Origin of the sequence: Blastopirellula marina (genome assembly GCF_002967715.1) — a bacterium.
In the GTDB taxonomy this organism is placed as follows: Bacteria; Planctomycetota; Planctomycetia; order Pirellulales; family Pirellulaceae; genus Bremerella; species Bremerella marina_B.
In genome coordinates this window covers 47,581-73,980 of sequence record NZ_PUIA01000094.1, presented here as the reverse complement: position 1 = coordinate 73,980, position 26,400 = coordinate 47,581, and the positions used below count along the sequence as shown (strand labels likewise).

At 55.4% G+C, this 26,400-nt stretch carries 13 protein-coding genes and 1 tRNA gene; 2 read left to right on the top strand and 12 right to left on the bottom strand.

Features of this window, described 5'->3' with window-relative positions:
- Positions 1-57 precede the first annotated feature (57 nt).
- Together C5Y96_RS26230 and C5Y96_RS26225 are read right to left on the bottom strand one after the other, a co-directional pair.
- Complete coding sequence (locus C5Y96_RS26230) at positions 58-2,241, bottom strand: FdhF/YdeP family oxidoreductase (protein WP_105359560.1); 2,184 nt, start codon at positions 2,239-2,241, stop codon at positions 58-60.
- A 218-nt stretch (positions 2,242-2,459) separates the two neighbouring features.
- Positions 2,460-3,563 carry a glucose 1-dehydrogenase gene (locus tag C5Y96_RS26225; protein WP_105359559.1) on the bottom strand — a complete coding sequence of 368 codons (1,104 nt, stop codon included), beginning with the start codon at positions 3,561-3,563 and terminating at the stop codon, positions 2,460-2,462.
- Between the two features lie 202 nt (positions 3,564-3,765).
- Here C5Y96_RS26225 and C5Y96_RS26220 point away from each other — a divergent pair, with 202 nt between their 5' ends.
- Complete coding sequence (locus C5Y96_RS26220; protein WP_105359558.1) at positions 3,766-4,272, top strand: DinB family protein; 507 nt, start codon at positions 3,766-3,768, stop codon at positions 4,270-4,272.
- Positions 4,273-4,635: 363 nt separating this feature from the next.
- Here the strand turns inward: C5Y96_RS26220 and C5Y96_RS26210 are convergent, their stop codons facing one another.
- On the bottom strand, positions 4,636-7,161 hold the full coding sequence (locus C5Y96_RS26210; RefSeq protein ID WP_105359554.1) for a HEAT repeat domain-containing protein: 2,526 nt from the start codon (positions 7,159-7,161) through the stop codon (positions 4,636-4,638).
- Positions 7,162-7,419: 258 nt separating this feature from the next.
- On the opposite strand from C5Y96_RS26210, the gene C5Y96_RS26205 reads away from it, so the two are divergent.
- Positions 7,420-7,493, top strand: a tRNA-Met gene (locus C5Y96_RS26205).
- Between the two features lie 161 nt (positions 7,494-7,654).
- On the opposite strand, the gene C5Y96_RS26200 is transcribed toward C5Y96_RS26205, so the two are convergent.
- The 9 genes from C5Y96_RS26200 to C5Y96_RS26160 all read right to left on the bottom strand — a co-directional run bounded on the left by C5Y96_RS26200 (position 7,655) and on the right by C5Y96_RS26160 (position 26,400).
- Positions 7,655-9,610, bottom strand: a complete 1,956-nt coding sequence (locus C5Y96_RS26200; protein ID WP_105359552.1) for an MBL fold metallo-hydrolase — start codon at positions 9,608-9,610, stop codon at positions 7,655-7,657.
- 118 nt (positions 9,611-9,728) lie between these two features.
- Positions 9,729-12,464 (bottom strand): MGH1-like glycoside hydrolase domain-containing protein, encoded by a 2,736-nt coding sequence (locus tag C5Y96_RS26195; protein WP_105359550.1) that lies wholly within the window; start codon positions 12,462-12,464, stop codon positions 9,729-9,731.
- A gap of 203 nt (positions 12,465-12,667) precedes the next feature.
- Entirely contained in the window at positions 12,668-15,421 is a 2,754-nt protein-coding gene (locus C5Y96_RS26190) for a response regulator (RefSeq protein ID WP_158261438.1), read from the bottom strand.
- A gap of 257 nt (positions 15,422-15,678) precedes the next feature.
- Entirely contained in the window at positions 15,679-16,884 is a 1,206-nt protein-coding gene (locus tag C5Y96_RS26185) for a VWA domain-containing protein (protein ID WP_105359546.1), read from the bottom strand.
- 13 nt (positions 16,885-16,897) lie between these two features.
- Complete coding sequence (locus C5Y96_RS26180) at positions 16,898-19,246, bottom strand: DUF5682 family protein (RefSeq protein ID WP_105359544.1); 2,349 nt, start codon at positions 19,244-19,246, stop codon at positions 16,898-16,900.
- Positions 19,243-20,367 (bottom strand): ATP-binding protein, encoded by a 1,125-nt coding sequence (locus C5Y96_RS26175; protein ID WP_105359543.1) that lies wholly within the window; start codon positions 20,365-20,367, stop codon positions 19,243-19,245. The genes C5Y96_RS26180 and C5Y96_RS26175 overlap by 4 nt, the downstream gene beginning before the upstream one ends.
- 45 nt (positions 20,368-20,412) lie before the next feature.
- Complete coding sequence (locus tag C5Y96_RS26170; RefSeq protein WP_105359541.1) at positions 20,413-22,227, bottom strand: HEAT repeat domain-containing protein; 1,815 nt, start codon at positions 22,225-22,227, stop codon at positions 20,413-20,415.
- Between the two features lie 35 nt (positions 22,228-22,262).
- Positions 22,263-23,705 (bottom strand): SWIM zinc finger family protein, encoded by a 1,443-nt coding sequence (locus C5Y96_RS26165; RefSeq protein ID WP_105359862.1) that lies wholly within the window; start codon positions 23,703-23,705, stop codon positions 22,263-22,265.
- Positions 23,706-23,883: 178 nt separating this feature from the next.
- Complete coding sequence (locus tag C5Y96_RS26160) at positions 23,884-26,400, bottom strand: hypothetical protein (protein WP_199188807.1); 2,517 nt, start codon at positions 26,398-26,400, stop codon at positions 23,884-23,886.

The following is a 26,400-nucleotide window of genomic DNA, read 5'->3' as shown; positions in this document are numbered from 1 at the left end:
GACGGACGAATACAGGGCAAAAGTAATTCTCAGCGGGAGGCTTCCTAAGGTTTAAAATCAGGCGGGACGAACGGTAACCACAACCCCCTTGAACGCAGGCGTTTTGGATTTGGGATCGGCCGTTCGGGAAACGAGGGTGTTGGCCTCAGGGTAATACATCAACGCATTCCCAGGTTTGATGTCTTCAAACTCGTGGACAACGAAACCATCGATCTGGCCAATGTTCGACTGGATAGTCACTTTCTGCCCGCCGGAGACCCCCAGACGCTTGCAGTCGTTTGGGTGAAGCACGATGACATCTCGGCGATCGATGCCGCGATAGATATCGTACTCTTCGTAAACCACCGTGTTGAACTGTCCCTCACTACGTACGGTCATCAGCCGCAGTTCGTTTTCTCCGGTCCCCTTGAGTGCGGGGATCTCGTGATGATGCAGAATTAGCCGACCACTGGGCGTGGGAAACTTGGGCGTATGAAAAGTTCGCCCATCGATTTGGAATTCTTGCTTGGTCTTGTCGATGTCGGCAATCTTCTCGAAGCCGGGCACGACCTTCGCCAGGGCAGCACGAATCTTGTTGGTGTCTTGCATCGACTTCCAATCGATCGGAGTGCGATTCTCGAGAACTCCTTCGCCAATCGACGCGATCACATCGACCTCGCCGCGCGGGCCGTCCAGGCGCCGCGGTCCTCCTTCGGACATGCGGACATAGTTGAACATCGATTCCTGCGTCGACTTATAGGGCTCTTCATCACGGGCCAGCACCGGCAAGATAATCGTCTCTTTGGCCAGGCCGTGCGCATGGCCGGTATTCAACGTGGTGCTCAAGTAGACCATCGTATCGAGGTTTTGGATCGACTCCGCCGCGAAGGCCAGATCGGGGTTACTACCGTACAGATTGCCACCCAGGCAGAAACCCATTTTCAATTTGCCAGAGTGGGCGTCTTCCATGCAGCCAAGCGTATCGAGTCCTGGCGTCGTGGGTAGCTGAACGCCGTACTCTTTTTCGAGCCCATCGAAGATGGCCTGCTTGAGTGTAGGGGTAACGCCGACCGAACCAATCCCTTGCACGTTGGAATGCCCGCGGATGGGCATCAAGCCGCAGCCCGGCTTGCCGACCATCCCGCGCACCGCTGCCAGGCCGGCGATCGCTTGAACATTGTCCACGCCGTGGGCGTGATGCGTGATACCCATTGTCCAACTGAAGATGACACGTTTGGCTTTGATGTAACGCTGAGCAATGTCCGCGATCTGTAGGCTGCCGACGCCTGATTTGGTTTCGATCTCTTCCCAGGAAAGATTCTTTAGAAACTCAAGCCACTCCGTCGTATTCTCGCAGTGATTGTCAAGAAACTCCTGGTCGTGTCCCCCAAGTTCCACTACCCGTTTGGCGATCCCGTAAAGCAGTGCCAGGTCTCCGCCAATATCTGGTTGAACGTAGAGTGTCGCGATCTTGGTGCCAAATAAGAGGCTGATCGGGTCACTAGGTACGCGGAAGTTGACCAGGCCCGTTTCGATAACGGGGTTGATAACGATCACCTCGCCGCCGCGTCGACGAACCTGCTTGAGAGTCGACATCAGTCGCGGGTGATTGCTGGCCGGGTTGCCGCCAATCAGGAAGACCAGGTCGGCATGCTCGACATCTTCCAGGACGATCGTCGCTGTGCCGCTGCCAATGGTGCTTGCCAAGCCAACGCCGCTGGCCTGGTGGCAGTAATAACTGCAGTTGTTGACGTTGTTGGTACCGTACAAACGAGCGAACAATTGCAGCAGGAAGCCTGCTTCCATACTGCTACGGCCACTGAAGTACCAGAAGGTCTCGTCGGCAGTGAGCGCCTTCAGCTTGTTGATGATGCGCCCCAGGGCATCGTCCCACGTGATAGGCCGATAGTTCTGCTGGTCGGCCTCCCACAGCATGGGCTGTGTTAGACGTCCAGCATGTTCCATCTGGTACGGTGTGAACTTCTGCAACTGGGCGATGCTATAGGTATTCCAGAAGTCTTGGGGAATGGCACCTTGCATGTCGGCGGCCATGGCCTGCATCGATTTCTTGCAGACTTCGGGGAACGAGCCTTGCTCGTTGACCATGCCTCCCTTTTGGCCTCCCATGCCCAGAGCACATGTCTTGCAGGCATTCTTGCTTCGCATGGCCTTCCAGAACTTCCAGTACCCGCCCGACTCGCGAGCTTTCTGAAAGGTGTACCGGATCGCTTGCCAGCCGCCGCCACTGGTTGGCTTTTTCATATCGGGTTGTCCTGGATAAGTAAGAAGGGCAGGGGAGGGATTATTGGGGATTCCTTTCCGGAACCATCATTCTAGCAGATCGGGCAGCTTGCGAAATGCAGATGCGCAAACGTAAGGCCCGCTTGAATGTCCGAAAGTGATTGCGGGCGTGTCCAAGGCATCGCCCGCTGGCCTTCCGGACCCCATCGCGGGCCCATTATCAATTATTAGATCGATGGTTACTCGGAAGCGACGTTCACAAATACCTTCAGCGCCGAATTGTCTTCGACCAGTAGTCGCATCATTTCGGCATAGTTGTCCAAACCGTCGATTGGGTTGGTCAGGATCTTTTCCAAAACGCCTGGGTACATCATTTCGCCCAGGGCCAGATCTTTGATGCCCATCTCGAAGTGATCGCGGTTGGCGTTCACGCTACCCAAGAGCAGCTTGTTACCCAAAACCCATTCCAGGTTGATCTTCGAGGTCGGCAGTTCGTGCTTATCGCTGTCTCCGGTGACGCTGGTGAAGACCAACACACCGTTCAGCCCCAGGTACTTCATGCTCTCGAAAGCGATCACGCTGCTACCGGTGGCGTCGACGATGATGTCAGGCCGGCCGGTCTGCTTGACCAGTTCGTCCAAGTCGATGTTCTTGGTGCTCACGTAACTGGCTTCCATTCCCTCGGTGATCTCTTGCTTGAGATGCGGGCCAGGGGAACGCGCGATCGTGCTGACCTGCAGACCACGCAGACGCAGGCAAAGGGTCGTGAGCAAGCCGATCTGGCCGGCACCCATCACCCAGGCGACCTTAGGGCTCCAGACCTTCATGCGACGCTGCACTTCGTAGGCCTGATGCACGGCCTTGGCGGCACAACTCATGGGCTCCATCAGGACGTGCAGGTGAGTCAGGCCTTGCGGGACGCGAATGATGTAGTCTTCTTCGTCGACAAACTTCTCGGTGAGGTAACCGTGCAGCAGGTTGATGCCGCGTTCGTAGTAGGTTTCCTCGCTGGTCATGTCGTAGGTGCCGATCTTGTCGTAGATCGAACCACCCGGACGACGAACCGTGGCGGTGACGTAGTCGCCTGGCTTGAAGCGTGTGACGTTCTCGCCGACCGCTTCGACGATGCCGAACGACTCGTGGCCGATGACCATGAAGTCGTCCCCTGGAGGGGCGTTGCCGTACAGGGCTTCGTTGATTTCCTTGTCGGTCGCATCGACCCCAACTTTGAGCACCTTCACCAGTACGCCCTTGCCGTTGGGAAACTGAGCGAGGGAAGGTTCAGGGATATCACGAAGATGAACGCTGTTCGGGGTCCCGGGTTTAACCGCAATCGCCTTCATAAGGAGCCGACTCTTCAGGATAGTAGGGTTAGTGTTTGGACGCGTTTATGCGTTAAAGCAGGGTAATTTACCATAATGGCCCCCTTAGAGGAATCGGGGCGAAAGCATGAAGTTCAATTCCGTTAATGAACTTTGTACGCTGAAAAATTGTCCTGGTTAGGGCGGCTTGGAATTAAAGTAACTTCTACTTCTCAGAGTAATTATGACTGATCCTGCACCCTTTCAGCGTTACCTGGATTTGGCTTCTGAGGAGGACTGTGCAACAGCACTTCAGATTCAGCTGGAGCAGGAACTCCCCAAATTTCAGCTGGTGTCAGAAGACCAGTCAGTGATCGTGCATCCCCCTTATCAGTGGACCATCAAAGAAGTCGTCGGGCATATGAGCGACACTGAACGCGTGTTCGCGTATCGAGCCCTGCGATTCGCGCGGGGAGACACCACGCCGCTGCCAGGGTTTGATCAAGATGCCTACATGCTGACGGCGAACTTTAAGGATCGGACCTACGAAGATCTGCTGCGCGAGCTGACGCTGGTGCGGCAAGCGACCATCGAACTATTTCGCACGCTCCCAGCCGAGGCGTTCGACCGCGAAGGGACGGCCAGTGGCTACCAGTGGAGCGTACGAAATCTAGGCCGCTGCTGCGTCGGGCACGTGCGGCATCATTTGGAGATCCTGCAGCGACGTCTCGGCAGTTCAGGGATGGTTTAAAGAGAATAACTGAGATCGTAAACAACAAAGTAGAGCAAGCAGATAATCCCGCTAGTCAAGAAACTTGCAAGGATCATACATACGTTGTGGACTTTTTCGTGTAGAGCACGAATCAGAAGGGAAACAGTCAGTCCACCCAACATTCCACAGACGATTGCTAAATCATAGTCGAGGAAAGCGGCTGCATCATAGTCTCTGAAATACAACGGAGGACTAACCGTGATGGAGGGAGCCATAACGTACGCGCCTGCGAACGCCGACAAACCATGCAAGGCCGTATCAAGTTTGCGGGATGAAAATAGACTCGCGATCAGGGTAACGGAAATCGCACAGACGATTGTTACTGGTGTAATCACGAAATGTCTACTGCCGCTGTTGTGCCTGGCGCGGTGAATAGCGAGCATTGATTTGCTCTTTCAGGCCGCGGAAATCAGGGTTGTTCGGGTCGATCTCCAACAGGTCGGCGATTGCCTGATCGGCTTCCTCCCAACGCTCGAGGTACTGGGCAATCAGAGCGTACATGTAAGCATACTGCACGCTGTTAGGCTCTAGTTCTTTGGCCCGCTTGTAGGCAGCGAACGCTTCGTCGTAGAACGGACCAGCACTGTCTGGTGTCGTATTTCGCGCGGCTAAGTAAAGGGCCGAACCGAATTGATATTGCAGCGGGGCGAAGTTCGGTTGCTGGCTGACGTCGCGCTTCAAGTTGTCGAGTTCTTCCAGTCGGAAACGGGCGATCTCGACCGCTCGCTCTGCCAGCCCTGTTGTCATTTGTTCCGCTGCCGGTCGATTCCCTTGAACAACAAGTTGACGCATTTGCTGCTCTTCCCTGTCTTGTCGATCTTGCAGCAAACTAATCAGATTAGATCGTGGCCCGGTGAAGTTGGGTCCGATCCGGATGGCGGTGCGGTATGCCTTCTCGGCCTTGGCAACATCCCCCATGCGTTCGTACAGAACACCCATGGAAAGATGCGCCGATGGCTGATCGCTATCGCGCTCGAGCTGGACGATCGCTTCGTTCAACGCCTTTTGGAAGGCTTCGCTCTTGCCTCGCAGGCGAAGGGCTTCGCCATCCTGGTTGGCCAGCGACCAGGCCGCTTCGGTTCGCACGGCACGATCTTCGTCGGTTAGACGCGTCAGCAATGCATCGAGCACCTGGCCTTGAACATCAGGCGTAACGGGGGGGAGATCGCGTAGGGTTTCGATCGCGGCGATACGCACTTGGGGATCGCTGTCGGATAGGTACCGCAGCGCGGTGCGGACGCCGTCCTCGTTCAAGTAATTGGCCAGATACATCATGCCGCTGGCCCGGACGATGCCTGGCTGCTGCGTATCGCGAACCAATTCGATGAGGTCTTTGCCGGCATTGGGATTATTGTCCCAAGCCTTTTTGAGCGTGTACGCGAAGTGCTCTCCCTTGGGAATCTTCGACGTTGGACCGTACCATTGGTCGACTGCATCGAGTGCCCACTTATCGACCTTGGCTAAGGCCTCGCGAACCTTTTCATCGCCACCGCGGGCCAGGGCCATCCATTGATCGTAACGTTTGGCCTCGGGATGTTCTTCCGTGGGAAGTTCGGCCTTATCGAGATGGCACTTGGTGCAGGCGTTGGGAGTCCCTAGGTTGACCGAAAGGTCGGGACGGGGAATGCGGATGCTATGGTCGCGCCGTGGATCGACTTCCATGTAGGTTGTTTCCGGCATATGGCACTCGACACAGGAAGCCCCCGTCGAGCCCGTCTTGTGGAAGTGGTGGGCAGGCGTGTCGTACTTGCCGGCGGGATGCTGATGGCATGATGTGCACAGCAAATTCCCTTCAAATTTGATTTTGGTCGAGTGCGGGTCGTGGCAGTCGGTGCAGCGGATCCCTTTGTGGAACATCTTGCTCTGCAGGAACGAGCCATAGACGTAGTCTTCGTCCATGATCTGGCCGTCGCAGTAGTAGGTATGTTCCGAAATCAGTTCGTTGCTGAACTGGTCGTAGTAGTTGTTCCCCATCTGGTAATCAGGGCAGATCACTTGGCGGCGCGAGTGGCACGTTCCGCAGGTTTCGACCTGGTTGAGCTGAGCCTCGGTCGAATCCCCCTTCAGCATCTTGAGCCCATACCCTAAGTTGCGATCCCAGAACAAGCTGGTGGCCTTGGCCAATTTTACGTGCGCGCTGCCTGGCCCGTGGCACGTTTCACAACTGACGTCAATCTCGGAGAACGTAGTGTGGAATGTGTCGGTTGCCAGGTCGTGATTCTTCTGCAGATTGGTTGAATGGCAGTCGGCACAGTAGTGATTCCAGTTCTGCGTGCGTCCGGTCCAATGCAGCGGATCGTCGACTTCTAGTTTCTCGTGCACGTCCGGCGGTGAAAGGTAGAACCACTTTTTCTTTTCGGTATCCCATGAGACACGTAGAACCTGCACGCGCCCGATGGAGCCCTCGGCCGAGCCAGGCGTCGGGGGATCGATCTCGACCATGTACTGTTGTAGAGGACTCACGCCGAAGACGTACTTGATCTCGAAATCTTGCATCTGGCCGTCAGGGCCTTCGGTATTAATCATGTACTTGCCATCGCGTCGGAACATCTTCGACGTGATACCGTAGTGTTCGATTTCTTGCCCTTCGAAATCGCCCAGCACGGTTTCTTCGGTGGCCAGGTCCATCGCCAGGTCGTGGTACGAGCCTTCCCATTTGGCGTGCTCGGACTGATGACATTCAATACACGAGTTACGGCCCACGTAGGTCAGCTTCGTGTCCGACGGCATCGCATAATACCAGTCGGCCGTAACCAGCGAGACAGCCAAGAGAATGAAGATCAAACTTCCACCGGCCAGCAGGACCCAACGAGGGATGGTCTGGGACTTAGCGGACGATTGCTTGCGTTTTTGCTTGCGTGATGCCATGGATAATGGGGGAAGAGATTGGATTTCAGGATAAGTGTGGCAGGAAACATACCATTATTACGAGTGTGTCCCCGAGAAGGGAACACGCCGAGTCACTTACGAAAACAATTCCCCCAAATCGACGGCCCGGCTGGGCCAAAAGGTCGATCTTTTCCATCTATACCAATGATCCGCCTTTTCCGCACGAAGTTTACCGAAGAGGGGAGGCTTCCCCCGTTGACGAACCTTACGGGAGATCTTAATGTCTAGAGTCTCAATGGCGGCATAGCTCAGTTGGTTAGAGCAGCGGAATCATAATCCGCGTGTCGGGGGTTCGAGTCCCTCTGCCGCTACTTCTAAGCTGTTTGATAGCATGGTCTTACATTAAATCCGGTCTGGTGATTGCCAGGGCGGATTTTTGTTGCGCGGTACCTAATGTGTGCCATAGTTGGTTCCCGTATCTACAGGAATGGCAGTTTCTTGGAGTGTGGTGATCGTGCTTTCAGCGTGATGATTATTTCGGCGGTGGCTGCCAACCGATGAGGATATCGAACCACTGACCGTAGTGTTTTCCGTCGAGTTCGATATCCAAGGGGATGATGGAAAGGGTTTCGGATTTGGCTTCATCCAGGTTGGTGGAAAGCAGCACATCGTATGATTGCCGGCTGTTTGCCGCGACAGTTCCTGTTAACGTGGTTGGATCAGCGGTGACGCCCTCGGGTAGAACGAGTTTCACGTGGTGTTTCTGCGGGTGATCGCGGAAGTTACGCACCGTGATCCTGACCTTTTGCGGGCTGCCATCATTCAGGTTTACACGGTAGGGGTAGGCCGAAACCCAGTAAGGATCGAAGAGATACTCGTAATTTCTTTCCGGCAGCATCTCCTGGTAGAGCGAGGCCATCTCCTTCGACCAGTTGTGATACCGCTGGAGAATCCCCTTCGGTTGGGGCAAGACGTAGGAATGGGCAGCCATGACGAAATCGGGATTCAAATCGAGCAGGTACTTGCTACCAAGGATATGCCCCTCTTCGAGAATCGCGCTGTTGCGCGCAACGACACAGTCGTGAGCGGTTTGGCTTTCGTCACGTGGGTCGCCAAATAGATTGTCACCGGTAAACGCGATTCGTTTGCCGTCGATGTCCAGCCATAGGCAGCAGCCAAACTCAGTTTGCCCCGGCAACCAGTCGACTTGTATCTTGTAGCCTTCCCAATCGATGACTTCACCGTCGGCAAAGCCTTTGTCGATAGGCATTCCGTCGAAACCATCACCGTAGGCAGATACCAAGGCCGCGTAGTCGTACTTTCGCGGGTTCTCGCAGCGGTCGACGATCTTGTCGAGCGTCCAGGATTTGGCCCCGTATTTTTCCCGCAGCAGTGGTCCGTGCAGGAAGTGATCGCCATGCATATGGGATATCCAAAATGCGTCGATTTGCTTCAGCCCCTTATGTTGGCGAAGCCCGAGGATGATCTCTTCAAGGATTTTCGCGGGGAAAAGTCCGCAGTCGAGGATCAGCCCGTGGCCGTTATCGGAAACAATAATGTAGAAGTTTCGCCCCTGGAACTCATTGCTCAATTTGTAGAGATGCGGCGTGACTTGCCTTAGATGAGGGATTTCTGTTTCCGTGGAAATACGATCGCGTTTGTCTGGATCTTTGTCGAAGACAGGATAGCCGCGGATATAGGCTGCCCGAAACTTGTCGAGTCGCTCTCGATAGGTCTTCAGCTGAGATCTGGCGTCTTGAATGACAGGCCCCTGGACGGGAAGCATGACGTCGATCTCTTCGGCAACAAGTCGATCGACGGATGTCGCGAGAGCGTCAATTCCTTTCGCGAAACCGTAATCCCACTCTGAGTCGAACCAGTTGGTAAAACGCGATCCGTCATGCATGAGGCCGCCGGTGAAAGCGACCTCCTTGCCATCCTTCGAGACCAGATAGGTCATTTCGCCGGGAGAGTGCCCAGGCGTTTGAAGGCACCGAATACGATAACCGTTCCAGGTGAACTCCGCATTGTCTTCCAGTGGGTGGTCAACAGGTATCGGCTTTTGTGGCGGGCGAGCATAGCTGGCCCCGTAGACGGAATACTGGTCACCCAGATTCGGATACCATTTACGATAGCTGGTGGGGGCCGCCAGTATTTCAGCTTCAGTCTTGGACGCGGCAACCTTTGGTATGTTTGGCAGAACGTGGGCTAAGCCTTGTAGGTTCTCTCGGTGATGGTTGTTGAGAAGTACCTTGTCGATACGCTCGATGCCGATCTTGGGCAACACCTCGAACACCTGGCCGTCGCCTACGTTAAACAGCAAGGCGTCGGTCTCGTGCTTCAGAACATAGACGTTGCAGGTGTCTGTGAACTGATACAACTGGGGAAAAGATTCAGACTGTGGTTGCGTCAAGCCCTGTGGCAATGGATTGGACAGGCACGTCGAGGTTAGCCATAACGAGAAAAGAAAGCCCAGAATCTTCTTCATAATGCGACTCAGATTCAAGTTGTCGACGAAAAAACCAGTTCTGCTCGAACATTGTTTTAGCAGAACTGGTTTATGGCTGTCCAAGATTGTCTGAGAGCTTTTGCCTCGCAGTTGGGGCTCAGGTTTGCTTGCTTAGTTTTTTCGGCTGGCTTGCCGCGGCAGCTTGTTTTTCGTTTCGCCTTGCAGCGAGCGTGCCGAGGATTGGCGAGATCAGGGCAGTCCAGCCTGTCTGATGGCTCGCACCGAGGCCCTTGCCTGTTTCGGCGTCGAAGTACTCGTAGAAGAGCACCAGGTCACGCCAGTTCGGATCGTTCAGCAGTACTTCGGTGCGAGCATAGCTGGGACGATCCCCTTCGGAGTCGGCCAGGAACAATTTCGAGAGCCGTTTACGGATCTCGTCGGCAACTTGCTGCAAGTCCATGTATTTGCCGCTACGGGCCGGACATTCTACACGCAGTGACTTGCCGTAGAACTGGTGATAACGCTCGAGTGCTTCGATGATCAAGTAATTGAGAGGGAACCAGATCGGTCCGCGCCAATTCGAGTTTCCCCCGAACAGCCCGCTGTCTGATTCGGCCGGCAGGTACTTCACGCACAGACGTTCGCCGTGCAGTTCGTACTCGAAGGGATGTTCCTCGTGGTACTTCGATAGCGAGCGAATACCGTATGGCGAAAGGAACTCGTCTTCATCCAGCAAGTAACGCAGCATTCGCATCAGGCGATCCTTCGTCGGAATCGCCAGCAACCGATGCCCGTCGTGTTCCCCTTCCGGCTCACACTCCATGTAGGTCATGAACTTGGTCAGTTCCGGGCGGAAATTGAGGAACCAATCCATGCGTTTACGAAACGCGGGAAGTTTGGCGATCGTTTTCTCGAACAACACGTCGACGGTTAGCAAGGGGATCAGCCCAACGATCGAGCGAATCTTTAAGGGGATGCTTTTGCCATCGAGATGCAAGTGGTCGTAGTAGAAGCCATCTTCTTCGTCCCACAAACCTGTGCCATCCAAGCTATTCATGGCTTCGGCAATGGAAACGTAATGTTCGAAGAACTTCGAGGCCATATCTTCGTAAGCCGGATTGCCGTCAGCCAGCTCAAATGCAATCGAAAGCATGCTCGAACTGTAGAACGCCATCCAGGCTGTTCCATCCGCTTGTTCGAGGTGACCGCCGGTAGGCAACGGCTTCGAACGGTCGAAGATCCCGATGTTATCAAGCCCTAGAAAACCGCCGCTGAAGACGTGTTTGCCACGAATATCTTTGCGATTCACCCACCAGGTGAAGTTCAGCAGCAGCTTTTGGAAAACGCGTTCGAGAAAGACACGATCGCGGTCGCCGTTAGACGCCGTCATCTGGTAGACCCGCCAGCATGCCCAGGCATGAACGGGAGGGTTCACGTCGCTGAAATTCCACTCGTAGGCCGGTAACTGACCATTAGGGTGCATGTACCATTCGCGGAGGAACAAGATCGCCTGGTCCTTGGCGAAGAACGGATCGATCTTGGCGAACGGTATCAGGTGGAACGCGGAGTCCCAGGCCGCGTACCAAGGGTATTCCCACTTGTCTGGCATCGAGATGATGTTTTTGTTGTACAAGTGGCCCCAGTCGGCGTTGCGAGGACTGGGCTCCCCAGGCATGGGCTTCTCGTCCTTTTTCTTGGGATTGCCGTTGTTCTCGAGCCAGCGCGGGATGACGTAGTGATAGAATTGCTTCGTCCACAACAACCCGGCGTCTGCCTGGCGAAGGATTGTTTGTTCGTCTTCGGTCAAGCCAGGAGAAACCCGGGACTTGGCATAACGATCGGCTTCTTTGATGCGCTGGGTAAAGATGTCCTCGAACTCGGCTCCGAAGGGAGTCACAGGAAGATCACTGGCTGGCGCAATTCTCAATCGAAACTGCACCGATTCTCCAGCGGGGACGATGCACTGGAAGTGCGCCGCGGCCTTCGTGCCCTTCGGCTTGGGATTAACCACTCCTTCCATACCATCGACAACCGCCAGGTGAAACGCGTCTTTGCAGGAAGGACGTCGGCTTTCGCCATCTTCGAAACGCCAGGTGTTTGTTTCGTTTTCGGTGAACAGCCACGGGGGCGTCTCGCCGTCGGGGCCTTCGTCGACAAAGATGTGATGCTCACCCAATGTTTCGTGACGTACTTTTAATTGATCCGGGCTGATTTCCGAGAGGGACGGCTTGGCCTCTGGCTTCTCGAGCGTTGGGCCCCAGGCCCATGTATTGCGGAACCACCACGTAGGCAGCAGGTGAATGGGGGCATCTTCGGGCCCTCGATTAAAAACGGTGATCCGGATGAGGATGTCGTCGGGGGATGCCTTGGCGTATTCGGCTTGAACGTCGAAGTAGCGGCTTTCGTCGAAGATGCAGGTATCGGTGAGTTCAAATTCCGGTTCTTGACGATTTCGCCGCGCGTTTTCTTCTCGTAGTCGTTGGTAAGGGAATTCGGCTTGAGGGTACTTGTAGAGGGCCTTCATGTAGGAGTGGGTAGGGGTCGAATCGAGGTAATAGTACGCCTCTTTGACATCTTCGCCGTGATTTCCCTCAGGGCCGGTTAATCCGAACAGCCGCTCCTTGAGAATGGGATCTTTTTCGTTCCACAGGGCCAAAGCAAAGCAAAGCCGACATTGACGATCGGAAATGCCCAGAAGGCCGTCTTCACCCCACCGATAGGCTCGCCACCGCGCCTCTTCGTGGGTAAAGTTGAGCCACGGTTCGGCTTCAACGGTACTTTCTCGGACGGTTCCCCATTGCCGTTCTGCCAGATAGGGGCCCCAGCGACGCCAATTTGCTCCCTTTTCTCGACGAGCCTCCGCAGTAAGCCGCTCCCATTCCGCTTCAGGCATAAATCTCCCATCAAGTAGGCACCAAAGTGCCTACAAAAGTTGCTTAACGTGCGCACAAATAAAGCTCCACGCCGTCATCGTGACGACCGTCGACCGTATCTTACCTATGTCGAAAATTCTTATGCGAATCCTATTCCCAATTTAAGGAAAGATCGACGATTTTCTTGGTGACACATTAGATTGCGGGCATCAACAGCATACCGCTAGGGTAACGTCTGTCGCCCTTCGACGATTTGAGCTGCTTCCGCAAAGAGCGAATCGATGCAACTGCGCAACTTCTGAGAGAGATCTTTAGCATGTTCAATCGTGTCTTGGTGGGCGGCTTTCTCGATCTGCAGGGCAACCTCACCAGCCTCGGTAGGGCCGATAATGCGCAGTGAACCTACCACCGTATGCGCGGAGCGATGAATCGCTTCGGTATCCCGTTCTTCGATCGCCTTGTCGAGCGCATTCAAGAGTTCTGGTGTCTCTTCCAGGAAGAGATGCAGCAGGTCAAAGAACAATTCCTTGTCCCCATCGCATGCCCGCAGCGCGTGCGACCAGTCAACTAGCGGTTCCGCCACCGACGTACTTGGTTTCTCATCGGTAGCGGTTGGAGTTTCCGCTTCGAAGAACTCGGCAATCGCCTGGTGCAGTTCTTGGATCCGAAGCGGTTTGGAAGTGTAGCCGTCCATTCCGGCTTCGAGGCATTTCTCGCGATCACCTGCCAGCGCGTGCGCGGTCATGGCGATAATTGGTACGTGTCCACCGCGTTCCTTTTCACGTTCTCGAATGGCCTGAGTTGCCTGGAGCCCGTCCATCTCCGGCATTTGCACATCCATCACAATCAAATCGAACTGGCCGCGTTCCCATTGGTCGACCGCCTGCTTGCCCGATTCGGCAAGCGTGACGTCGTGTCCCCATTTTTGAAGCAGTGCAATTGCCAGGCGTTGATTGGCCCGATTGTCTTCGGCCAAAAGAACCTTCAGTGGACGAATCTTCGGCAAGCCTCCTATCGATTTGACTTCGTTTTCATCCTCAGGCGAGGCTACGCCGAGGGCCACGATGATGGCATCGAAAAGCTCGGACTGTTTCACCGGCTTCATCAGAAACGAACTGATCCGCAGGTCATCGCAACGCTTACGTGTTGTCGGGCGCTCGGAAGAGCTTAAAACAATGACCAGCGTATCCTTCAGGTTCGGAATATCGCGGGTTGCGGCGATCAGGTCGATTCCGTCCTTACCGGGCATTTCCACATCGGTTAGCAGCAGTGAGTGAGGGTCGCCAACCGCATACGCTTCCTTGAGAAGGATCAAACCCTCTTCGGCGTCGGCGGCAAGCTGGGTGCGCATTCCCCAACTGCGTGCGATCTCATCCAAAATGGTACGGTTGGTCGCATTGTCATCGACAATCAGGACACGCGTACCTTGAATACGGGCCGCCGCTCGGGGATGCGGGATCCGATCGGCGCGAGTCACGGGGAAGGGGGCGGTGAAATGGAACGTGCTACCCGTACCAATCTGGCTTTCAACCCAGATCTTGCCCCCCATTAACTCGACTAGTCTGGCACAAATGGCCAGGCCAAGGCCGGTGCCGCCGTATTGCCGTGTCGAGCCGGTGTCGGCCTGTTCGAAGGCTTCGAAGATCGTGCCTAGCTTATGGTCTGGGATGCCGATTCCGGTGTCACGGATCTGAAAATGAAGATCGACGTTGCCGTTGTTTCTCGACTCGACCGAGACATCGAAGTCGATTTCACCCTGCTCGGTGAACTTAATCGCATTGCCAACCAGGTTCACGATAATCTGGCGAAGCCGATGCGGGTCTCCTTCGATGACCGCGGGTACATCGGAATCAAAGTGGCAGGTCAACTCTAACCCGTTACCACCGGCCCGTACGCCCAGTGGCTTCATCATGTCACCCACCGTTTCGCGCAGATCAAACGGTTTGCTGACCAGATCGAGTTTACCTGCTTCGATCTTCGAGAAATCGAGAATGTCGTTGATGACCGATAGAAGCGACTCTCCTGATTCGTGCACCATTTTTAGGTAGTCTCGCTGCGTCTGGGTGAGCGACGTATCCAGCAGCAGTTCAGCCATGCCAATGACGGCATTGAGAGGCGTGCGAATCTCGTGGCTCATGTTCGCCAGGAACTCGCTCTTAGCGCGGTTAGCCTCTTCGGCGGCTTCTTTTGCCTTCAGCAGGGCATCGACGGCCATTTGGCGTTCGGTAACGTCCCAGAAGATGGCCTGGGTGCCTACAATGTTTCCGTGGGCATCCCGAATGGGGGACTTGATGACTTCGACCCACGAGGTGTGGCCGTCGGTCGTGTTGACTTCGATATCGCGGAACTGCTTTCCCGATTCGGAAACCTTGCGGTCATCCTCGCGGAACTTTTCGGCCACCTCTACCGGCGAGAGGTCGAAGTCGGTTTTGCCCAGAATATCTTCGATGACGTGTCCTGTGAATTCACTGTAGGCTTGATTGGCAAAAATGAATCGCCCGTCGAGATCTTTCTGCAAGACACATACAGGGAGCGAATTGACCAGGCCTCGGTATCGAGCTTCCGAGTTTTCAAGTGTGGATTCGACCAACTGGCGATGCGTGCGTTCGATCGCATAGCGAACGCAGCGCGTGAGGGAATCAGGGTCGATATTCGATTTCGGAAGGCAATCTTGCGCACCATCCTGAATGGCCCTGGCGGCCAGGTCACGGTCGACTCGATCCGAGAGGACTACAACCGGCAGGTGAGGCGACTTGGCATGCAGCGATCGAATCGTTTCTAAACCATGGCTGTCGGGCAAATCGAGGTCGAGCAATATGACATCGATCTTTCCATCGGCTAACTTGGCGAGACCCGTGTCGAGACGATCGACGTGGACGACCGAGAAGTTCTCTGCCGCTTCGAGAAGATAGCGTTCGACGAGCCCAGCCTCTTTGGGCGAGTCTTCGATCAGGAGAATGCGGATATTTTCAGGCATCGCGCAGCGCATCCTTCCCCAAGGGGTGCCGACCATCCTGGTGGCATACGACTGATGTGGTGATGGTGTGACAAGGCAAGCAAAAACAGTGGTTAGGGCAGTTTTAGCCTACTATCTATTCTAAGAGAGCGAAATCTTGCGAAAAGACTTTTGTTCTAATCTTTTAGGGACAAACCAATGGCTGTCTGGTTGTGAAGTGGGCACCGTGAAGGATTATGTTGCCAGGCCAATCCTGGTAGGTTTTGCCGGATAAGGGGCTACTTGTCGGTTGCGGTCTCAGCGAATTTCTTCAGGTCGTTGCCGCGTAAAACAGCCTCAAGCATGTCTGGCAGGCGGTTGGGTGTACAGGCAAAGCAGGGCATACCTAGCTTCGCCAGCTTGTTGGCCAGATTCTCGTTGAACGAAGGCTTTCCCTGGTCGGAAATGGCCAGCAGACCAATCGCTTTGAGGCCTCCTTCCAACAGGGCTTCCATCTTGCGAACGAATCGGTTCTCGTTGGGGCTTGTGTCGTAGAGGTCCCCTAAAACGATGTACAGCGTCTTGTCAGGCGTATGCATGAAACGCTCGCAGTAGCTCGTTGCCATCCAGTAGTCTTCGGCTCCACTGAGCTGCACCCCGAACAGCAGGTCGACCGGGTCGTGGCAATGCTCGGTCAGGTCAACCACCTCTTCGTGGTTGAACGCAACGACATGCGTTTCCACAGCAGGCATACTAGCCAGAATGGCCCCCATAATTCCACCGAATATTAGCGAAGAGTGCATCGATCCTGATTGGTCCATGGCAATGATAATGTTCCAATCGTTCTGCCGCTGCTGTCGGCTGAAGAAGGAGATTTGCTCAGGAATGATCGTCTTGAGAGTCGGATTGTAGTTTTTGATGTTTTGCCGAATGGTCCGCGTCCAATCGAGATTTGGCAAACTGCGAAACGGCGAATGCCGATTGCGGTTGAGTGCTCCGCGAACGGCTTGCACGAAACGTTGTTCCAGACGCCGGCGAATGTCTTCGACAACGGTCCGTACCAAATCTCGGGCGGCATCTTTTGCCTTCTCTGGAACGAGGTTCTTCAGCTCAAGCACGGTACTGGCCAGGTCCAGTGATGGTTCGACCTTCGAGAGAATCTCGGGCTCGAACAGCAGTTCCTTCATGCCCCTGCGCTCGATCGCATCGTGCTGTATCAACGTCACGACATCCGTGGGGAAGAAGGTCCGTATCTGATCGAGCCATTTGGCAACCTTAGGCGTGACGCGCCCCTTGGAAGGGCCATGTCCGACTCGCTTCTCCCCAGAAGCCCAATCTTCTTGGGAAAGCTCTTCATCACCGCCGCCACCGTAGATCTCGGCCAATGCCGCGTCCATTTCCATCTGCTCGGCCGACAAGCTGCAGCCAGGCCCCATGCTGCCAAGCGATTCTTGCGAAGCGGCCCCCAGGATCAGACGCCAGCGAGCGAGTTGTTCTGCATCCATGTTTGGCAGCCTCCTAAAAGTCGTCGAAATCGAATTCGTTCAGGTCCGATAGCTTTTCTTCTTCCTCTTCGCTCAGCGGAGCTTCGAGCAGTTCAGCGGTCTCGTCCTGATTAAGCCCCCAATGTTCTGCCAGGTTTTCGCAGATTTGGCGTCGTTCGCGGGGAACGAACTGCGTAAACGCACGTCGCAAGAAGACGAGTGCTCGTTTGAATTGGTCGTCTTCCAGGGATGCCACATATTCAGCCAACTGTTCCCATAACGTCTGCCTAGCCAGTAAGGCGTAGCGATTCCGCTGGGCAAGTCCCTCAAACCAGCCGGCTCCAAGATCGGCCGGAACGCCTGGGGATAACCGCCGTGAGACTTCACGCGACAGAGCTTCGTTGGGAATCAGGCCGCGTTCCAAGAGCAATGCACATGCATAGCCTGACAATAGCGGATTGCGATCGTCGGAGTCCGCGAGCTGTTGCAAACGGTCCGTCCAAAGATTCTCCTCGACCCGCTCGGCGAATTCCAAGCCAACACGGTTTACCTGGTCGATTGCCTCTAGCAAAGTCGATGCCGCACTATCGTCGCAGTTTGCGGCTGAATAAAGTGCCAACGACGCTTCGACGAACAGTTCTTCGATCAAGGGAATGAGCGGCTCTGGATCAAAGCGGCGGACGCTGCCATAGCGTACTACCTGAGCCAATTCAAAGGCCGCTTGCGCGATGGCGACAAAGTCGGAAGTCCCGGATGAAAGTTCCTGCAGCCGCTGACGAGCCTGATCCATGGCTTCCATCATGCCGCACTGGCAAGCATCGTTCACCAGCTTCGCCGCGTCAGCGATGGTGCGGCTTTTCTCCAGCAGCGTGTTGAACCGGAAGGCGGTTGCCAGGAGGATGGTTTCTCCTTCCAGTACAGCTTCAACTAGGGCGATCTCGCTCTCAGGCGACCACTGGATGACCCAGCGTTCGGCCCATGTTGTTGACTCTTGTCGGGTATGCGTCCAAGCAGCGAAAGGAACGCCAAGCATCCGCAGGCGATGAAACAGGGACGAGCGGTTGAGATCAAGGAAAGCTGCTTCCTCGCTGGAGACTTGCCGGTTCTCACGAAGATCGAGATCTAAGGTTTGCTCGACCGCCGTCTTGTATTTGGCAAGCTTGAGCCGCTTCAGTTCTCGCTCGAAATCGGCCTGGATCGATGTCTGACTGACCCCCTCCGGAAGTTCGCCTATCTCGGTTCCAACATCGACCCGGACCAATGCTTCTTTCACGGTCGTCAATTCGCCGTGGCCTAGCAGAGTAATCGCTGCGTCACGCAAATCGGCAAGGGTAGGGGCTTGGCCTCCGTTGAGTGCCGAGAGAGTCTCGGCCAGGCGAACCCCTTCAATCACCTCGGCCGTCGAGCGATGTGTGCCCGCTTTTCGCAAGTTGATCGCAACCTGGGAAAGATAACGATGGGAAAGACTTCGGACGTTTCCTTCGTTGAGCGACCGCCAGAGCAACTCGAAATAGGCCGGAGCCCGATTGCCAGCACCGTAGCCTGACTGCGAGGAGAGCTTGAAATACGAGTAGGGCATCAATGTCAGTTTGCTCGACCGTCGACGCAACGAAGCCAGTTCTTCGTCGGTCATCGCGGGAAGATCGCCACGCAGTACGGGGGCATGGAACGCACCGACAACGGCGACGATCTTTTCCGGAGGTGTGCCTGCATCAATGGTCTGCTGGATGCGCCGCCGCATGTAGGCTTCGCGTACGAGGTTCTCTGCCCGCCAATGGGGACGGTCTTCCTCCAGGTCGCGCACGGCAGCGCCAAACTCGTATGACGAACCACGGTAGCTTCCCCGAGCCAAGTTATGTTCGAAATGGCGTTCCCAGTAAGTCTCGAAATCGGTTTCACCAGCTTGGTTGGCTACTTGCTGGTAAAGGGACAGTTTGGGCTGCTCTATCGGGGCGGCAACTTCGTCGGGGGCAGAAGACTCGGCCTCACCTGTTTCGCTCTCGGTTGCTTCCAATGCTTCCCGACGCTGCTTCTCGCGACGTTCGTATTCAGCATCGATCAAGCCGAGGAAACACTCCGAAGGAAGATCGAAGAACTGGGCATCGACCTTGTTCTCGGCTGCCCAGAGGATGGCCTGGTACTCGGGGCTATAGCGGGCAAAGGGAGTAACGATCGTACGAACGGGTAGCGTGTCAGTGTAGGCCAGAATCGCGATCGGGGGACGCGTCGTCTTGCGGGTCATATCCCCGACCAGCGGCGTGGCGTCGTCGATCCCTTCGACAAGAATCACCTCGGGGCGTATCTCGTCGAGGTAGGCGCGCAGTTGCCATGCTCCCATCGGTGAAAGGTGACGCACGCCAAAAACGGGGATCTGCCAGCTCACGTGTTATGCTCCGAGCAGGCGGTGTAAAGTGGTCGCCATTGGGTGCCCCGCTTCTTTAGCACGTTCGATAGGTACTCTTGCCAGGCGATGCGATCCTTTTCTTCGTCTTTCACCACGGCACCTTGCAGGCCCGCGGCGATATCATCCGCGGAAACGCTACCATTACCAAAGCTGGCCGAAAGGGCCATGCTATTAGCGAGCACCGAAATCGCTTCTGCCGTGGAAAGAACGCCGGACGGGGATTTCAGCTTGTTTTTGCCATCAAGGGTTTGTCCGCTGCGCAGTTCGCGGAAGATCGTAACGACTTGCTCAATGGCATCGGCTGCCGGTAGCTCGGACTTGAGGGCCAGGTTCGTTGCCAATTCCTGCACACGTTTGCCCACGATCTCAATCTCGGTTTCGATCGAACTTGGTGTGGGTAGGACGATGATGTTGAACCGCCGCTTGAGAGCAGCCGACATGTCGTTTACGCCGCGATCACGCGTGTTGGCCGTGGCAATGACGGAGAATCCCTTTTGAGCTGGGACTTCGACTGCCAGTTCCGGGACGGAAAGCCGCTTTTCGGATAGCAGCGAAATCATTGCATCTTGCACTTCGGAGGCACACCGCGTGATCTCTTCGAACCGGGCCAGGCTGCCACTTTCCATCGCGCGAAAGATGGGGCTTTTGATCAATGCTTCCTTGCTGGGGCCATGGGCGATGAGCATCGCGTAATTCCAGGTGTAGCGAACCTGTTCTTCCGTCGTGCCGGCGGTCCCTTGGACAACTTTCGTTGAATCACCGTTAATCGCCGCGGCCAAGTGCTCTGAGAGCCAGCTCTTGGCTGTACCTGGCTCGCCAATCAACAGCAGAGCTCGGTCGGTTACGAGCGTGGCGATGGCGATCTCGACCAGGCGGTTATGCCCGATGTACTTGGGGGTGATGTCGAGTTTGCCTGCCTTGCCGCCGCAAATATAGGTATGCACGGCCCTGGCCGACATCTTCCAGCCGGGCGGTTTGTCGTGCTTGTCTTCCTTGATCAGGGCCTCGATCTCTTCGGCGAACATTTGTTCGGCTGGGGCACGCAGATCGCCAGCGCCTTCTGAACTATTCGCGGCGGAGGAAGTCGACTTCTTCGCCATGGGAGGATCCTTGCTTAGATGTTAGTTGATATCGATAGGTTGGTATCAGCGTCGGTTTTTCAATTCGGCCACCGCCTCGACGTAGTGATCCGCTTCGTTCTCGGGAAGTTCACCGAGCAGAGCTTCGAGCTTAGGCAAAGCACTTTTGTCGAGGGCAGGAATGAACCGCGCCAAGGCATATCCAAAATATGCCGTGCCACGCTTGCTTGTGTCGCGGATCGTTTCAATGATCAGGTCCGCTGAATCGGGATGCTCCGAGCGGACGATGGCCAGCATGACGTCCATCAGATGGTAAGCGACCGTTTTCTTTTTCAGTCTGCTTTTCAGTTCAGACTCAAGTGCCTTGTGGCATTCCTTGTGCCCCGGTCGCGCCAGCACGTAGACGATCTCCATGTATCCGTGCTTTGTGGCCAGGTCGAGCCAACGCGGGTCCATTTTTTCGCGATTGCGAATAGCTTCTTGTTCTCGTTCACTGTTATTGAGGTTGTACCAGTAGTGGTAGATGGACTGAACCTGATTACAAATGACCTGACTGATGGCTTCGGCCTTGGACTGGGCTTCCCGCTTCTTTGATTTCGCCGTCTTGGCGTTCACAAGGTAGATGTGGAAGACTTCGTAGAACTGAGCCGGAGTCCCTTGCTTTAATGTTGCTTCGGCAGCAATGGCTAGTTCATAATCCTCGTAGGTTGCGTGTTCGGCGATGAGCAACTCGCGCGTCTTGTTACTGCATTCGGACATGCGGGCCAGGACGTGGTCGGAGCAGGTTTTGGTGCCGTTTTTACCCTCGGCCTTGGTTATGGCCGCACGCTGAGGGAACAGTTCCAGAAGAAGCTTTTCGGTTTCTTTGTCGGTACGTTTCTCTAAAGCTTCCAAGAGTGTAACAAGGCGCGTGTGAGCGGCCTCGTGTGCCTTCTTGTCAGCCTCTTTGGTATCGAGCAGTGTTTGCCACGCTTTACGTGTTTCGTCCAACAGTACCGTCACGGCGTCCGGGTGTCGGCTTTTAAGCCCCTCGCGAACTGCCCGCAAGTGTCCTTTCTCTCGTATTCGCTCGATGAGGTATTTCGCCGCGTCGCTGCTTTCAATTCCGGCAAGTGCCGAGAACGCCGCGTCGCGTACCTTGGCGGCCTTGGCCTTCGACTGTTCGATCAGAAAGGGGACGTTCTTGGGATCTCGTAGCTTCGAGATCGCCACGATCTTTACTTCGCTCGATCCATCTTCAAGCACTTCATGGATGATCGATTCGGTGCCATCGGGATCGACCTGATGCAGGAGCGAAAGTCGACGGGCATCGCCTGCACCCCCTTTGCGGTCGAACTTCTCGAGTACGATGGGAACAATCGCCTTGCCATACTGCGGCAGGATGGTCCGCTCGACCAAATCGCCTACTTCATGGTACGAACCATCGAGTGCATCGATAGCTGGCCCAAGGAGCCGCGGATCGGGGAATGGATCTTGGGAAAGCGATTCTTGCAACAGTTCCAGACGCCCCGAGCCGGAGGTGGTCAATGCCGTGGCAACGGATTTCATCAGACTGGCCGGAGTCCGTTTGGGTAGCAGGCCTGCGCCGATTTGCTCGACGGGTTCCAGTTCCCCCTCGGTTCCGACTTCGCCTTGCGTATATAGAATCGCATTGACGAGCGTGCTTAAATCGAGCAAAGCTTCAGCGGAAGTGGCTTCGTTGCTCTCGACGACCTTGCTGACCGATTCAGCAACCTTCTTGAAGACCGGTGCTTTTTCCCCGGACTTTTCCAGCGGAGTAATCAGTTTCTTCAGGCGAAAGTCGCCTGGGGCGACGCTGCTGCCGGCAATCGAAAGACGACGCACTTCGTCGTAAACCTGGGCGAGAACCGCGATACTCATCGGAAGACTCCTCCAACCAATTTGGGTATGCGACGTTAATACGTAAGGCGGTCGATCGAAGTAGAAGTGACGATCGACAACGGCTTGACCTGCAGCTTACGCGTGTCGAGGTCATGACGAAATCGTGCTATCAGCGTTTGTTTGGCCAGGTGCGACGACGGCAACAGTGGCAGAAGATTACAGGTACTCGGCTCTTCGGCGAGACCCTTTTCGGTCAGAACCAGACGCTGACCCTGGGTATCTTGCACGACCAAATCGTTCCCTACTCGGCCAATGCGATCAAAATTCAACGCATACACAGGCAGCTTATCGGCCAGCGGTGCCTTGAGCTGATTCTTTACCTGTTTGATGACGTCGGCAAAGCTGTCATGGGCGAAGCTGCAGATTTTCTGGAAGTCCTTTTCTTCCAGCGCACGCATGATCATCCCTTCCCAGCGAATGCGTGGATTCACGTCTCCAGGGTAGACGCACAGTTCGCTTACCTGGACGATTTTGAAGCAACTATCCTCCGCTTTGATATGCTTCGCCGCAGAGTAAGGGCGGTAGTTCTGGGTAAGCTGAATGGCCCCAGTGCTCAGATTCATCCAGGTTCCGGTATCGACCCATTCACGGCGAGCCACGTCGTCGTAGCTGTTGAATGCCAGCTGAACGAGTTCCACTTTGGTTTGCACCAGGCCTGCGTCTTTCAGTTCGCGAAGCTGCCAGGCGTGACCGAGCCAGGCCGCAATCGAACTTTCTGTTTCCGGAGCCAGTTCGGGATCGTCCAGGCGGGTGTGAAGATACGAGCGACCTTGTTTGACCAGCGAATGTAGCCGGCCTAACTGGTCGAGCGCTTCGCTATAGGCGGCTTCCTGGCTTGCAGTGGTTTTGACTTCATCCTCATCGAAGAAGAGTTTCGTGTAATCGTGCAGTGCCGACTGGGCACCAGGCAGGTAGGCGTTGCCTAATTGCTTGGCCTGCTTCTCGATTTCCCTGGCAGACTTGGCGTTCATGTTGCCGATACCTAGTCGTACCAGGTCGAAAGTCAGCTTTTCCAAAAGATCGAGCCCATCGAGCTGGGCTTTGATCTTCTTGGCCAAGGCCGACTTGTTCACCTTCCGTGGCTTAGTGGCATCTTCCTTTTTCTTCTCGGCCCTCGCCGCGGCTTTTTCTCGTTTCTCTTGTAACGCCTCAGGGACTTCGCCAGGCGTAAACGATTTGCCTTCAACGTAGGCGTACAGGAGTCCCAGTGAATGCTTGCAGGGAAACTGCCGACTGGGGCAACTGCAGCGATAGGTGACCGACTCGGGATTGGTAAAGTCGGCTGAGCAAAGATAGGGCGTCTTGCCGCTTCCCTGACACTCGCCGAACAACAGCGAGTTGTCGTCGGAGTGGTGCAGGGCAATAAACTTGTTTTTCAGTACGAGTCCGCGTCCATTCTTGGCTGCTGCTGCATTGGGAGCTGCTGCCGCGATGAAATCCTCATCGATCGATATCATGACATCCATCTCACGCCATGTTGCAGAAAAGATCGTCCATCCAAGACGTCCGCATTTTGGCCGGGTGGTGAGCCATAATCAAGTTAGGGGGCAGCGGATTGCGGAAAATTCCTGAATCCTTAGTCATCAGCCAGCGGCAACGAAACTGCCGCTGACGTAATTTCGCAGTGAAGGGCAACTACTCGTAGGTGAGCTGCCCGGTGACGGTCGCGTCCTTGGCTGATACCAGGCGGATCCAGTAGGCCTGAAACTCGTCAGGGAACGCCAGCGTCTTGCTTTCACCTTTCCCAAGACTCAGCGTCTTGTAGGTGCGCCAGGTGCCGGTTCCATCGATGTCAACTTCCACGTGGATGTCGGTGGGCACGTCGCTCCAAACGGTGAGTGACATCTTATCGTAACCGGTCATCAGGTAGGGATCCGAAGGGGTGCCGGCGGTGACCTGGCTATTCTTCCATGGTCCTCCCACCCCAACAGGCTTGCCGAGCTTCCATAGATCGTCGATCACACCTGCCCAGACGGCCACGCGACCATCATCCGAGCGAATGATGTGTTCGCCTTGGGCATCGCTATCGACGCCGGTTAAAATCATCATGCCGCGGTAGCTGCAGTAATCGTTAATAGAGAACGGATGACTGCATACCGGGCGAATCTTGGCGATCCCGTTCGCGTTGCGGGCAGGCAGTTCATAGAATGTGCCACCACAGTTGAAGAGGTCGCGTTCGGTGGCGACTTCTCGCGAGATACGCATTGGGCTGAAACCGGTATCTTCGGTCTTGCTGCTGCGTGGCAGACGCCAGCGATTCCCTTCATCATCGACGTACAGAATCGAAGCTGCGTCAAACTCAAGCACACCTTCGGGGATCGGGGCGTTGTCATGCGTCCAGTCAAAAGCGGTTTGATCGTTAATATCGACCAGACTCAAATTGGCATCCATTTCATACAGCCCTTCATGGACGGGCTTGCCATCAACTACCTCGGTGGCTGCGAACGACATCGTTTGCAGGCGATTACCGCGAACACGAACGATCCCTTCCGAGTAGCTGCTTGAACCTGGCTTGCGTAGCCCCTGGAAGATTGCCGCGGCTTCCGAGTCACGCTTGTCTTCGTTCGCGTAATGGAACTGAGCGGTTGCCTGGGCGCAGTCTTGATCGGCAGAGATACGCAGCCAGACGCCAGCTTCATCTTGGGGGAAAGCATGCCAGACGGTTTTGCCGGCAGGTACCGTTATGGTTGTCAGCTCGGTCCACTTGTCGTTGCCGTCTCGGTCGACTTCCAAGGTGAACGTTACCGGTACCTTCGAGTCGTGAAACAAGCAAAGTGATCGACGCTGGAAGCCAGAGAACAGGTATGGATCGGACGACGTGCCTGCTTTGACCTCGTCTTTGAGCCAGACACTGCCGCGACCGATGGGGGCCCCCAACTTGTCCAGGATGTCGGTCGAGGTGAACCACAGGTTCGAGTGTGATTGCCCAGGCCCGGCGACCTTGCCTTTGGCCCTGCGGGTATTCAGGAACTCGCTTTGAGCCGCGTCGTCGCAGCCGAACACAAGCTGATCGTTCCAGCGGCAATAGTCGCCAATCACCTTCAGGTAAGTCGATCGCGGGGAGATGCCAGAGGAGTTGGCATGGGTAAACGTTTTGGGGAAATGCCAGAACATGCCGTGCATGTTCATCACGAAATCGGTTTCGCCAATGTCATGGATACGAGGCCATTCTGTATTCCAGCCATGGGCACCGTCGTAGCAGTGCGAGGCCTTCGGAAGACGGTATGTGTACCACTTGCCACCATCCAAGAGCATCAGCAGCAGCGAGCGATGATCCCACCCGATGGCCCAGACCGGGTCGGTCTCGGGATTGGGGTTCCCCTGCAGGTCGCCAGGACCTCGGACGTCGGTAAACTGATTGCGGCGAACTACCTGCCACGTTTTGCTTTTGCCATCCCACTCGGCCAGACAGCCGGAAGGGATATCGGGGCGCGATCGAGCGAGCCCGGAGGCTTCGCCGTTGTTGGCATAGATGAGACGATTTTGTCCCGAGTATAGCCCTTTGCCGTGATAACCTGGCAGAGCGGCGAAGGGGACATCATGGGCGGTCGGATCGGGGCCCACGTTCTTGCCGTGCGACTGGTCGTCTTGGAAGAGTTCCGTCACGTCCAGCGTCTTCATGTCGACTTCGTAGAAGCCTTCTTCCATCGTCGCGTAATAGACTTTGCCGGCCGGGTCGAACAAGTGCCGAGCATTGCCCGTCAGCCGACCTGGCATGGCCTCGGGGGTAATGACTCGAATGTTTGCTTTCTCGTCGATCACATACGGGCCGATCAGCAGTTGATTCGTTTCCTTGTGAATCATGCGATTGGCTGGCGTCCCACCCACGCTGCCTTCGAAGGTCTCGATCTGCATGTCGGGGCTGATCGTGTAGAGCTTGTCGGTCGATCCCTTGGGGAAGTGCGGGCCGTAGGTGATCACCCACAGTTTGCCTGCCCACGGCACTACTGCGCCGGTTCCGCACTCACCGTGATCATTCCAATACGCGAGGTGAGGAAAAATCCCGCTGATGCTGCGCGGCTTGGTCTCGGCCGTCTTCTCGTCTGCCATCAGAATGCTAGAGAGAGTAACCGCTAGGATTAACGTGACACAGGTAAGTCGCATGTCAGCCATGGCGTTGATGATGTTGGGGGGAAAGTTGGAAAGGGACAA

Coding starts and splice junctions, on each gene's coding strand:
- C5Y96_RS26230 (WP_105359560.1), bottom strand. CDS start 2,241: ATGAAAAAGCCAACCAGTGGCGGCGGCTGGCAAGCGATCCGGTACACC.
- C5Y96_RS26225 (WP_105359559.1), bottom strand. CDS start 3,563: ATGAAGGCGATTGCGGTTAAACCCGGGACCCCGAACAGCGTTCATCTT.
- C5Y96_RS26220 (WP_105359558.1), top strand. CDS start 3,766: ATGACTGATCCTGCACCCTTTCAGCGTTACCTGGATTTGGCTTCTGAG.
- C5Y96_RS26210 (WP_105359554.1), bottom strand. CDS start 7,161: ATGGCATCACGCAAGCAAAAACGCAAGCAATCGTCCGCTAAGTCCCAG.
- C5Y96_RS26200 (WP_105359552.1), bottom strand. CDS start 9,610: ATGAAGAAGATTCTGGGCTTTCTTTTCTCGTTATGGCTAACCTCGACG.
- C5Y96_RS26195 (WP_105359550.1), bottom strand. CDS start 12,464: ATGCCTGAAGCGGAATGGGAGCGGCTTACTGCGGAGGCTCGTCGAGAA.
- C5Y96_RS26190 (WP_158261438.1), bottom strand. CDS start 15,421: ATGCCTGAAAATATCCGCATTCTCCTGATCGAAGACTCGCCCAAAGAG.
- C5Y96_RS26185 (WP_105359546.1), bottom strand. CDS start 16,884: ATGGATGCAGAACAACTCGCTCGCTGGCGTCTGATCCTGGGGGCCGCT.
- C5Y96_RS26175 (WP_105359543.1), bottom strand. CDS start 20,367: ATGGCGAAGAAGTCGACTTCCTCCGCCGCGAATAGTTCAGAAGGCGCT.
- C5Y96_RS26170 (WP_105359541.1), bottom strand. CDS start 22,227: ATGAGTATCGCGGTTCTCGCCCAGGTTTACGACGAAGTGCGTCGTCTT.
- C5Y96_RS26165 (WP_105359862.1), bottom strand. CDS start 23,705: ATGATATCGATCGATGAGGATTTCATCGCGGCAGCAGCTCCCAATGCA.